The sequence below is a fragment of the Pedobacter deserti genome (genome assembly GCF_024436415.1).
Classification (GTDB): domain Bacteria; phylum Bacteroidota; class Bacteroidia; order Sphingobacteriales; family Sphingobacteriaceae; genus Pedobacter; species Pedobacter faecalis.
Window position 1 is genome coordinate 945,635 of sequence record NZ_JAFMZQ010000001.1, and the last position, 12,374, is coordinate 958,008.

The 12,374-nt window shown below is 37.7% G+C and carries 10 protein-coding genes; all 10 read left to right on the forward strand.

Features of this window, described 5'->3' with window-relative positions; translation table 11 throughout:
- The first annotated feature begins 4 nt into the window (after positions 1-4).
- The 10 genes from J3P40_RS04410 to J3P40_RS04455 are packed head-to-tail and all read left to right on the forward strand — an operon-like array spanning position 5 to position 12,374.
- Positions 5-2,389: a GumC family protein gene (locus J3P40_RS04410; protein ID WP_256003303.1), complete on the forward strand. Its 2,385-nt coding sequence runs from the start codon at positions 5-7 to the stop codon at positions 2,387-2,389.
- A 10-nt stretch (positions 2,390-2,399) separates the two neighbouring features.
- Positions 2,400-3,941 carry a hydroxymethylglutaryl-CoA lyase-like TIM-barrel protein gene (locus J3P40_RS04415; protein ID WP_256003306.1) on the forward strand — a complete coding sequence of 514 codons (1,542 nt, stop codon included), beginning with the start codon at positions 2,400-2,402 and terminating at the stop codon, positions 3,939-3,941.
- Positions 3,941-4,678, forward strand: a complete 738-nt coding sequence (locus tag J3P40_RS04420; protein ID WP_256003308.1) for a 3-deoxy-manno-octulosonate cytidylyltransferase — start codon at positions 3,941-3,943, stop codon at positions 4,676-4,678. Before J3P40_RS04415 ends, J3P40_RS04420 begins: the two co-directional genes overlap by 1 nt.
- The gene (locus J3P40_RS04425; protein WP_256003310.1) at positions 4,662-5,291 is read left to right on the forward strand and encodes an HAD family hydrolase; all 630 of its coding nucleotides are present in this window, start codon (positions 4,662-4,664) and stop codon (positions 5,289-5,291) included. Before J3P40_RS04420 ends, J3P40_RS04425 begins: the two co-directional genes overlap by 17 nt.
- A 55-nt stretch (positions 5,292-5,346) precedes the next feature.
- Positions 5,347-6,720, forward strand: coding sequence for a lipopolysaccharide biosynthesis protein (locus J3P40_RS04430; protein WP_256003311.1), 1,374 nt, complete (start codon positions 5,347-5,349; stop codon positions 6,718-6,720).
- An 18-nt stretch (positions 6,721-6,738) separates the two neighbouring features.
- Positions 6,739-7,806 (forward strand): polysialyltransferase family glycosyltransferase, encoded by a 1,068-nt coding sequence (locus tag J3P40_RS04435; protein WP_256003312.1) that lies wholly within the window; start codon positions 6,739-6,741, stop codon positions 7,804-7,806.
- A gap of 12 nt (positions 7,807-7,818) precedes the next feature.
- Positions 7,819-8,706: a beta-1,6-N-acetylglucosaminyltransferase gene (locus J3P40_RS04440; protein ID WP_256003313.1), complete on the forward strand. Its 888-nt coding sequence runs from the start codon at positions 7,819-7,821 to the stop codon at positions 8,704-8,706.
- 23 nt (positions 8,707-8,729) lie between these two features.
- Complete coding sequence (locus tag J3P40_RS04445; RefSeq protein WP_256003314.1) at positions 8,730-10,001, forward strand: hypothetical protein; 1,272 nt, start codon at positions 8,730-8,732, stop codon at positions 9,999-10,001.
- Between the two features lie 14 nt (positions 10,002-10,015).
- Entirely contained in the window at positions 10,016-11,110 is a 1,095-nt protein-coding gene (locus J3P40_RS04450) for a glycosyltransferase family 4 protein (RefSeq protein ID WP_256003315.1), read from the forward strand.
- Positions 11,100-12,374, forward strand: coding sequence for a glycosyltransferase family 4 protein (locus J3P40_RS04455; RefSeq protein ID WP_256003316.1), 1,275 nt, complete (start codon positions 11,100-11,102; stop codon positions 12,372-12,374). Before J3P40_RS04450 ends, J3P40_RS04455 begins: the two co-directional genes overlap by 11 nt.

Sequence of the window (12,374 nt, forward strand, 5' to 3'; positions counted from 1 at the left end):
ACTTATGATTAATAACGAAGATCAATATATTCAAGTAGTCGATAAAGCAAATAAACTAGATTTTAAGCGGTTTTTTGCTCGGATAGTAGGTAACTGGTATTGGATAGCCCTGTCTGCCATCGTTGGTTTTATGCTCTCTTATTTATATATCCGTTATCAAACGCCCATTTACACAATTTCTGCACGTGTCCTGATAAATGATGAGAAGAAAGGTGGAAACATATCTGGTGCAACGGAAGTTTTAGGAGATCTGGGTGGACTTTTCGGAGCAAAAAGTACAGTTGACAATGAAGTGGAAGTTTTAAAAACCAGATCATTGATGAAACAGGTCGTGGAGGATCTAACATTAAATATCACTTATTATAAAAACGGAGCCGTTCGCGATGTAGAGCTGTATGCTTCGCCTTTTATTGTTCAACGGTTAGATAATCGCGATACAGTGCCCGCAACACATCTTGAACTGGAACTAACCGCATCAAATATTGTAGTTAATCTGGAGGACGAGCGGAAAACCATTCAATATGGCAAAGCAATTGAATTGCCAGGAGTAGGAAACTTGCAGTTTGTAAGAAATTACAGTGTTCCTTTGGATGCAGGTAGTTATAGTGTGGACATAGTTTCAGTAGACGATAAAGTCGGACACTTAATGGGCGCACTCAATATTGGAATAAACAATAAGTTGGTCAGCATTATTGATTTGGTATTAAAGCATCCTGTTCCGAAAAAAGGCGAAGATATCTTGAATAGGTTGATTTATAACTATGTTAGAACGAACTTAGATGATAAAAATGCAGTAGCAGACAGTACGATTCAATTCATTCAAAATAGGCTAGTCCTTATCGGAAGTGAGTTAGGGGATTTAGAAGGAAATATTCAGGGCTTTAGGCAAAAGAATAAGCTTACTGACATGACAGAGCAGGGCAAGCTTTTGATTTCTTCAAGTTCGGAGTTAATGAAAGAGTTAGCTCAAATCGAAACAAAAATTAGTATTTCAAGAGATCTTGAGAGCTATTTAAGTAACCCCGATGTTAAGAGAGTCCTTCCGAGTGCTTTAGTTAGTGAAGATGTAACTTTTAATAGTTTGGTAGAGAAATATAACGCTCTGCTATTAGAAAGAGACAGGATGTTACTAGGAGTTACGGAGAATAATCCGGTTGTTGCTAATATGGACGAGCAAATATCAAATTTGAGGAGTGATATGTTGTTAAACTTGAGAAGCACAGCAAGTTCCTTAAATATATCCAGAAATCGCTTGAGGAGCCAGGTTGGTGCTTTGGAAGGTGACATTCAGCAAGTGCCAGCTACAGAAAGGAGTTATTTAAATTTATTTCGGCAACAACAAATCAAACAAGAGCTGTATCTGTTTTTAATGCAGAAAAGTGAGGAAACGGCGATTTCAAAGACTGCCAATATTTCAAATTCCAAGACTATAGATCCGCCCAAAGCCGCTAAAAATCCGGTCAGCCCTAAGCGATCTTTCTCTTATTTTATAGGACTAATCTTCGGTGTTTTGGTCCCTATCGTGTTTTTATATTTGCGTGAACTAACCAATACAAAGGTTGAAACGCGGGAAGACATAAGCGCTAAAACGGATGTTCCAGTTTTGGGAGAAATTAGTCACGATGATGGCAATGATAATTTAGTGGTTGCTAACAGTTCAAGATCTGCGATAGCTGAACAGTTTCGAGCCTTGAGGACCAATCTATCTTTTTACTTAAAGGAACCTAACCAGAAAGTTATACTGCTCACTTCAAGTATGTCGGGGGAGGGTAAGTCGTTTATTGCTATCAATTTAGGGAATGTTTTAGCGCTTTCTGGTAAAAGGGTAGCTTTAATGGAACTAGATCTTCGAAAGCCCGGTCTTTCAGCAAAATTGGGTATCCAAAATAATATAGGATTTACAAACTATTTAGTGGACTCTGATTTGTCGGCTAATAACATTATTAAACCATTAAAGCTTCATAAGAATCTTTCGATTGTTAGCTCTGGTCCTATACCACCAAACCCGGCAGAAATGCTGCTCGATAGTAAAACTAAGGATTTGATTGAGACTATGAAATTGGAGTTTGATTACATTATAATCGATGCACCTCCGGTGGGAATTGTAACTGATGCTCAATTGTTGGAGCCTTATACTGATATATGCCTCTATCTGGTTAGACAAAAATATACTTTCAAACAGCAGCTACAAATTATCCAGGACCTTTATCAAAGCAAAAAGATGAAAAGTATAGGTATTGTGGTCAATGACATCGATGCGACAGACAACTATGGCTATGGTTATGGCTATGGTTATGGTTACGGTTATGGTTATGGTTACGGTTATGGGACGTATGGCGATAATGAGGTTAAGAAGAAAAGTTTGTTAAAAAAAATATTTAAGATTTAAAATCAATGTTATGGTTAAGCTATTAGATTGTACGTTAAGAGACGGAGGTTATTATACAAATTGGGATTTTGAGAAAGGCCTAGTCGAAACATATCTAACATCATTGAATAGCTTACCGATTGAGTATATCGAAGTCGGCTATAGAAGTGTACCAATAAAGGAATATTTTGGTAAATACTTCTATTCGCCTGTTTATGAGCTTCAAGAGCTAAGAAAACTCAGCAATAAAAAGCTTGTAATTATATTTAACGAAAAGGATATTCGTGTCGAGCATGTTGCCGATCTTTTGCAACCGATCATTGGTTTAGTCGACATGGTAAGGATTGCATTAGACCCGCAACAGTTGGGCAGGGCACTAAAACTGGCTGCAGAAATTAAGAAGTACGGATTTGAGGTCGGTTTCAACGTGATGTATATGTCGAAATGGAAGCAATACGGAAGCTTCGTCGAGGAGTTGCGTGAGCTTGACGGTCTGGCGGATTATTTCTATATGGTGGATAGTTACGGCGGCGTTTTTCCTGATGACGTGAAAGAGACTATGGATTTAGTGCGTTCCAAAACAAACTGTAGCCTAGGGTTTCATGGGCATAATAATCTAGAACTTGCTTTAATTAATACACTGACGGCGATAGAGTATGGCGCTGACATTGTAGACTCAACGATATTAGGTATGGGAAGAGGTGCCGGTAATCTAAAGACGGAATTACTTTTGTCGGTATTAAATACGAAGTTTGATTGGTCTGTTGATTTTAACGCTATAGGAAATGCTGTTGATGCCTTTGATAAGCTGTTAAAAAAATACGAATGGGGTACTAACGTTCCTTACATGATTTCAGGGTCGAATTCATTGCCACAAAAAGAAGTAATGGACTGGTACACTACCCGGGTTTATTCTTTGAACAGTATGGTCAGGGCACTGCAAAATCAAAAAAATAACATCAAAGATAACGAGCAGTTACCGAGTTTTAAGCCTAGCAAAAAATACAATAATGTCTTGATCGTCGGCGGGGGTCCAAATTCTGTTGAGCACTCGAAGGCAATTATAGAATTTATTAATAAGAATCTCGACTTGGCAGTTATTCATGCCAGTTCAAAAAACGCAATTTTTTACAAAAATGTTGTGGCTGATCAGTTTTACTGTTTAGTTGGTAATGAAGGGCACCGGTTGGAAAAGGTATTTTATGATTTAGGAGATTTTGAAGGGATATGCATTTTGCCGCCTTTCCCTCGTAAAATGGGAACCTATGTGCCCCCAAAAATTCATGATCAATGCTTTGAGTTAACCAGTATCACATTCACAAACCAACTAACCGACTCACATAGCGTGTTGGCTTTACAGACTGCACTGGAGTTAGGAGCAAATCAAATTTTTGTAGTTGGTTTTGACGGATATCAAGAAGCTTCAATCTCTCAACTGGAAAGAACATTGGTGGAAGAAAATGAATTTCTTTTTAGCACTTTTCAAAACTTTACAGATAGGAGTTTGATTTCATTGACCCCAACAAGATACAAAGCTTTACAATCAGGTTCGGTTTATAGTTTTATTTGGTAATGAGTTATATAGTAGTAATCCCAGCAAGATATAAATCTACAAGGTTCCCTGGGAAGCCTTTAACGGATATATTGGGTAAGAGTATGTTGTTGCGAACATATGAGCAGTGCATCAAAGCCGTTGATTCTAAAAAAGTTTATGTTGCCACAGAAGACGAGCGTATCGTTGATCACTGTAATCAACATAATATGCAGGTAATCTTAACGAGTGATGAATGTTTAACAGGAACTGATCGAATTGCGGAAGTTGCAAAAGAAATTAAGGTAGATTACTATATCAATGTTCAAGGTGATGAACCATTATTTAACCCCGACGACATAGTCAAGGTGATAAGCTTTTTGGATACCTATCCCGGTGAGATATTAAATGGTTATTGCTCAATCACCGATCCAAAACAGTATACGAGTGTCTCGGTTCCTAAGGTGGTGTTCAGGCCGAATGGTAAGCTTTTGTATATGTCAAGAAGTCCTATACCGGGGAACAAACAGGCTACTTTCGCCAAGGCTTGGAGACAAGTGTGTATATATGCTTTTCCCTTTGATGCCCTGGAGTCTTTTTCTAGTTGTGACCGCAAGACGGAGTTGGAACAGGAGGAAGATATAGAGATTTTGAGATTCCTCGAATTAGACTATGAAGTAAGGATGATTGAATTATCGAGTGAATCAATTGCAGTTGACAACCCAGAAGATGTAAATGATGTCATTCATAAATTAGAAGCCGATGCTAGAAAAGTATAAGGTACTGTTGTGGGATTTTGACGGAGTTATCATGGATTCTATGCCAGTGCGAAGTAATGGCTTTAGCGCTGTCTTGAAAGAGTATCCTGAAGAGCAAATTAGCCAGTTGATGGATTTCCATAATTTAAATGGCGGATTATCTAGGTACGTAAAATTTAGGTATTTTTTCGAGGCTATACGAGGTGAGGTGATAACCGAAGCTCAGGTTAATACACTAGCGAAGTCTTTTTCGGAGATAATGCTGGCCTCTCTTGTCAATAAAGACTTGTTAATAAAGGACGCCGTCGGTTTTATTGAACAGAATTGGAATAAATATGAAATGCATATCGTTTCCGGTTCAGATGGAGTTGAATTGAATGCGATTTGTCAGGCCTTGAATTTAGCCAGATTTTTTGAAACTATTAATGGTTCGCCAACCCCGAAAAATAAGCTCGTTGGGGATTTGCTGGATGAATATGAATACAAGCGATCTGAATGCGTCCTGATAGGCGACTCCATAAATGACTATGAGGCTGCTGCGACGAATGGGATAGATTTTATAGGATACAACAACCAACACATTAAGAATATAGCGTACGCTTATATTGAAAATTTCGAAGCGCTTAACCAGTAGTCTGTGAAAACTTTCAAATCAGCAACTGAAAATGTAATTATATCGCCTGAGCCACATGTCTACTAGATCAAATTTATTTAAAAATGGCATTGCTACTGGCATCCAAAAGGCAGTACGTGTTTTGGATCAACTAGCACTTGTCCCTTTTTTTATATCGGCTTGGGGAGCTGCGTACTACGGAGAATGGTTAACTTTGACCATTATCCCAAGTGTTTTGGCGTTTTCTGACCTTGGATTTGGTTCTGCAGCTGCCAGCTCGTTCGTTCTAAAGTATGCTTCTGATGATAAGCAAGGGGCAGCAAACGTATTCAGATCGGGATTTGCGATTATAAGTTGCATGATCACTTTTGGGGTATTAGTTAGTGTCATGGCACTGTTCGTATTGGATCATTATAAGGTATTCGATAAGTCGCTGATTGATTCGAAAGACACAATTCTTGCTGTTTCAATCTTGATTGGCGCCAGGTTTATCGGATTTTACAGCCAATTGTTTGAATCTCAGTTTCGTGCGGCCAGAAAAGCATCCTTGAGTATTAATTTCCAGACAATTAATAGCGCTTGCAATATAGTCGGTGGAATCATTGTGCTATTGTCAGGATATAAAATAGTAGAATATGCTATTTCTCAACTTATCATATCTGTCCTGTTTAATTTGTTCTATGCCTATAAAGCCAAAGAGACATTAGGTCTGTTGAAGGTTTATAAGGGGAAAATAGTAAAACAAGAAGTCACTGATATCACTAAGAAGGGATTTGGTTATCTTATGAACCCTATTTGGCAGTCAGTGTTTTTCCAAGGCAGCACATTCGTAGTACGGGTGACATTAGGGCCGGAGTCAGTAACCATTTTTAACACCGCAAGAACAGCGACTCGTTCAGTCACTCAACTATTTCAAATGGTAGAAACATCCGTTTTTCCAGAGATGCAGTACGAAGTTGGTGCACGCAATTTTAACAAAGCAAGGCGACTATTTAGTGCCTCTGTGTGGACATCATTTGTGATTGGTGTTTTTGGTGTAATTTTCTTGGGCTTATTTGGAACTTGGCTTTACGAAATATGGACGAACCATGCGCTACATATTCCTGATACCGTATGGTATATTTTTATCAGTAGTATCTTATTTAATGCACTTTGGTGGACAACAGTAGTTGTATTTTGGGCTTTCAATAAGCCTTACCATTTCACGTCAGCAGGAACTGCTGGCGCTGTTTTAGCAGTAATTAGTTCGTATTTCTTGACACTGCATTTTGGATTAGTTGGTGCAGCTATGGGAAGTTTGTTGCTAGATATCTTGATGATCTGTTACGCGCTGCCGATGTGCTGCAAAATGTTGGGGATGTCAGTGTGGGAGTTGATAAGAAATGGCAGCGGTGATCTGATAAACTTGACTAATTCTTTTTCGAGGAAGATACGATCAGTAATAAAATAGTGAAGCAATAAATAACATATGCGTAATCTCTTTGTTTGTCATTCCCAAGCTCAATTAATGTTAGCTATCGGCTTAATCAAAGGCCGATTTAAGGCCGACAGCAATGATCTTATTTTGTTCATCGATTTTGCAATAACCCCAGACACTAGAAAAAAGCTGACGGACAGTTTTGAAACAGTTCTTTTTCGCCCCGGGATTTTTCCGCCTTCAAATAAATCCTGGCGTCGTAAGCTTTTGAGCATGCCAACTGATTTAGTACGAATAGGTCAGTTCATCCGACGTAAATATGATCGCGTTTTTGAGGTTTGCGATGGAAATATCCCCGAAATATATATAGTTAAGCGATGTTTCAGTTTAAATAAACATACAGAATTCATATGGCTTGAGGATGGATCTTATCCGTATTTTCAGAATGTCATTGATGTAGACGGATTTAATTCAAATGACAGAATGCGTTTTCTACGCAAAGTTATCTTTAAATATGTGTTCATGCTTGGGAAATTTTATGATTTTCAAGGCGCGCATATGGGAGCCAATAGATGGCTCAAAACTGCCTACTTAACCCTAAAGGGGAAGGAGCGTGATATTTATGCATCGAAGGATATTGTGGAGATCTCTGCTTCTGAGTATCGACTTGGAATTGAGACTCTGTTCGGCTCCGGGAATATAAGGTTGAGAGAGAATTCTATACTTTTAGTAATGGATAAATCAAACGTATATAAGAGTCTCGCCAGCGTAAGGGAACTTGTCATGAAAATTTTTGAAGTATCGGAGAGGTCTGGACGAATGCTTTATTATAAATTACATCCTCGAGAAACCACAGACTTTATTAACATACCGAATTCTGCGTACATGCTCGATAGCTCAATTGGTATCGAATCTTATTATTCAGCTGCAGGAATTAATTCAAACGTGGTAGTTATAGGAGTGAAGAGCACAGCTTTGCAAAGTGCAAAACTGCTGGGATTTAAGACTATCTCAACTTCGCTTATTATTGATGAAGGTGATTCCGACGTATTGCAATTTTATAAAGAGATTGGCGTCTTAACACCAGCTTCGATTGACGAACTTTCTACAATGATCTAAATACGAAAGCGGATGAAACATGCATTCCTAATACTTGCGCACGAGCAACCGAAACACCTGCTCAAGTTAGTCAACAAACTTAATTCAGATTTTGCTAATTTTTATATTCATATCGACAGTAAGTCAAAAGTTTTGATAGAAAGTGATGAAATCCAATTACTTAAAGCTTATTCGAATGTCACTTTTGTTACCAGCAGGTCAACGCACTGGGGAGGATTCTCCTTGGTAAAAGCTGAAATAGATTTATTGAAAGCGGCGTATGATAGTTGTGACAATGAAAGGTTTCATTTAATCTCAGGTGTGGACTATCCTATGGTTAGTAATCAACACTTATATTCTTTTTTCGAAAATAATGTAAATGACTATATTCTTTGGGATGAAAGCGAGGCTCATAAACGTTATTATATTGATTGCTTTTATTTTTATGATCGTTATTTCGGCAAGAGCAAAGCCAACAAGTTCAACTACTATTTTTTAAAGCCTATATACGTAGCAATGCAGCGGGCGAGTCGTTTGCTCTATCAGTACCTTAATATTAAATTACGAAAGCAAATTCCCGGGACGTTTTATCATGCATTTGGAGCTCAATGGTTCTCGATTTCACGTTCAAGTGCCGAATATATCGTTAACTATTTACGACAGAATGAGTGGATTATTAAAAGGTTTGAGCATACAGCGGTTTCAGACGAGACCTTCTTTGTTATGATACTGATGAACGGCCCCCGGAAAGAGTATGCGATTAATGACAATTTGAGATTTTTTGGAAAGAAGTCTAACGAGTTGCTTCTTGATACCTCAGATTGGGTTGATTTAGAACGGTCGAATGGCATCTTCGCAAGAAAGGTCAACTCAGGAAAGTCCGATCTGCTGATTAGTTTAATAGACGAAAGAACCGCATAATGAGTACAGAATAGTTTTGTCTTATGGAATTGATCCTCATTGCTGTATTTATTGCTATCAACTGTTACATTCTGATAGAGTATTTTAAAAAGGACCTAGGCGTTTTCCAGGCTCCGTTTTTAACCGCTGCAGTTTCGATTTCTATATTACTTCCTCAGATAACTTCTATTTATTTCAGCGAGTACTATGATAATCGTCTTCTCTATAATCTTCTGTTTGTAATGATTACATGCAATTTGGCTCTTAAGTTCGGCTTCGAACTCGGAGCCAGAAAATCTAAACCAAACCTAATAAGGGATATTAAACTGCTTGAGGTAAAGCCGACTATTATAGTCTTGAGCTCGATCGGATTTATCGCGTCCTTCCTACTTAGAGGTGTTTGGATGAGTGAGCTGGAAGGAGGGTCTAGGAGCAATTTTATTGTGATGGTAAATTTGGCCAGCTATCTGGAATTAGGCTTTATATACGGGTTGGTATTTTTTACCAAATACAGTATTAGAGACAAGCTGATTATTCTTATCGTAGTCTTAGCATCGCTATTATATTTGGAAAGTATTGTACTGTTAGGTCGACGTAACCTCACAGTTCGTCTAGCGTTTAACCTTTTCTTTGCATTCTCGTTAATACGTTACCAAAGTTATAAATACATCAAAATCGTCGTATTCGTACTGTTTGTTTTTGGAGGCGTAATCAATGCAAGTATTGAAGCCATCCGGTTAAATATCAGCAACAAGTCAAATGAGAGCATTGAATTCGTGGATAATTTTAAGGATTCATTTATCCAAAATGATTTTACTCTTGGTATGGATTTAGGTAACGCAGCGTTGGGAATAGATTACTGCTATAACAATGACTCTTATGATTATGGTATAGTTATCTGGAATAACTTTATTTATAATTTTGTCCCAAGATTTTTGGTTGGCGAGGAGATTAAGGAAGGTCTTCAAGTACATTTTAACTACGAAAAGGTTCTCCCCGAATTGACTAAAAATATAACCACGATGACTGGATATTTTGATGCCTTCGCATCGTTCTCATATTTTGGGTTTATCAAATTTTTCTTAGTTGGGTATATTTTAGGGGTTTTTTGGTCATGGTCTTTCATATCGTCGCTTTATCGAATTGTCTATATGCTCCTTTTTACTCAGGTGAGTTCTGTCTCGACACACAGCACTCAATATGTCTTTATACGAATAGAATTTTTCCTGCTTTTTTGCCTTCCATTTCTTTTGTATAACATCTATAAAAAGAAGCGTGTCAGTCATTACAAGCCATATAGTCTGCAACTATCCTAATTGAGAAGTATTAAATGAAAAAGGTTTTATTTTTAACTAATTTGTCTACACCTTATCGAGTCGATTTCTTCAATGAATTTGGAAAGTTGTGCGATTTGACGGTTATTTTTGAAGCTCGTCGGTCAGGAGAACAGTCTTTTAACTGGAATGAGGATAAGATATCAACGTTTAAACCAATTTTTGTAGGCAATTCTCTTTTAAATGATAAGCAGATCAAAGCCGAAGTTTTCAAACATTTAAGTACATCAAAATATGATGCTATTATAGTTGGCTGTTATCATACACGCACGCAATCCTTAGCAATTTTGTATATGAAGATGCTAGGTATTCCTTACTATCTGGAGACGGATGGAGGAATGATTTCAAGCGGAGAGAATATACTATCAAAGAAAATTAAAAGATTTTTAATCAGTGGCGCAAAGAAGTATTTTAGCCCAAGTGCGATTTCTGATGCTTATTTAACTTACTATGGTGCAAAGAACATCGTTCGCTATCCGTTTACATCATTAAAAAGTGCAGACATATTACAATCACCGGTTGATGCGGCAACCAAAGCCAAGTTAAAATCGCGATTAGGCATCAAAGAAAATTATGCAATAATTTCGATCGGACAGTTTATTCATCGTAAAGGGTTTGATATACTTTTAAAAGCTGCAAAATCCATTAACAAGAGTGATGTTGGGATTTATATTATTGGTGGCTTGGCAACGCAAGAATACCTTGATCTCCAGCAGGAATTAGGCTTGCGAAACATTCATTATAGACAGTTCATGGGACAACTTGAGATTCAGGAATGGCTTAAAGCGTGTGATCTCTTCGTTCTGCCTACGCGGGAAGACATATGGGGACTCGTGATCAACGAAGCAATGGCTTGTGGACTTCCTGTTATCACGACCGATAAGTGTATCGCCGGAATAGAACTTATAAAGGATTCGGAATGTATTGTGCCTTCTGAAGATCCGCATGCCTTAGCGGAGATGATCAATACGATTGCTCTAAATCCAGGCTACGCAAACAAATTGAGCTTTAATAGTTTAAAAAATATTAGATTAAACACATTCGAAAACATGGCGATGTCTCATATTAATCACATAATGAATGAAGAATAGAGAGGTAGTTGTTGCACATCCTGGCAAACAACACGTATTTCAGTTATTAATTGCATTGAAAAAAGCCAATGTGCCGTTCAGATTTTTTACTACGGTATATGACAAAGAATCGTCTTTGACGAATATCTTGAAGAGATTCTTAAAAGGGAAGGACTTCAAAAAAGCCTCTTCAAGAAGATGCGAACAAGTTGATGATAGTCAAGTGTCACTAATTGGTGAATTTGGTGGATTATTATTGATACTTCTCGCAAAGATTGGGGTTAGCAAATCTATACGAGATTACTTTTATCTCGTCATCCATAAAAGGTTTGCAACTAAAGTTGCTAAATACGCCATTAAAAATAACTCTCCTGCAGTAATACTATTTGATTCAAACGTGTATGACTCTTTCCTTCTGATAAAGTCTAATAGGCCGGACATTAAATGCATACTTGACGTGACCATAGCTAGTAGGTCTTATATGAAGACAATTTATGAGCGCGATATGCAGATTACAAATAGCAAAGAAATTTATGAGGAACAAAGACACCTTTGGAATGAAAGGAAAATGGAAAGATACGAAAATGAGTTTCTGCTTGCCGATCATTTATTAGTCGGGTCATCCTTTGTAAAAAACAGTATACTTGCTAACTGCTTGGAATGTGAAGACAAAATCAGAATGATTCCTTATGGAGTAGACACCTCCCAATTTCACCAGCGAGAAAGCCTACCACGTAAGCAGGAACCATTAAAGTTGTTTTTCGTCGGAGGAATTAACAGAAGGAAAGGCGTGCACCATCTTCTTGAGGTCGTATCACTCTATGATAGCGATCAGGTTGCTCTCACCTTAGCCGGCGGGTTTGATGCTAAGTCTGATTTATATGAAAAATATAAAGAATATCCAAATATCCACTTCGAGGGATTTGTAACAAGAGATGTGATGTCCGAATATTATAAAAAATCCGATGTGTTTGTTTTGCCCTCCTTGGCTGAAGGTCTTGCTTTAGTCGGACTGGAAGCGTTAGCGTCTGGACTACCTGTTATTTGTACACAAAACAGCGGCGTCAATGATTTGATCATAGATGGTCAAAACGGCTTTGTCATTAAAAGCAGTTCAACAGATGATCTTAGAGGTAGGATTGATTGGTTCTTAGATAATAAAGAAAGATTAAATTATATGAGTCAAAATGCAAGGAATTCGATTTCTGATTACGATTGGAAAGATTATCATTACAAAATAGCTCATTTTTTAAAAGATATTGGTTGTATCGTTCATGAGAGTTGA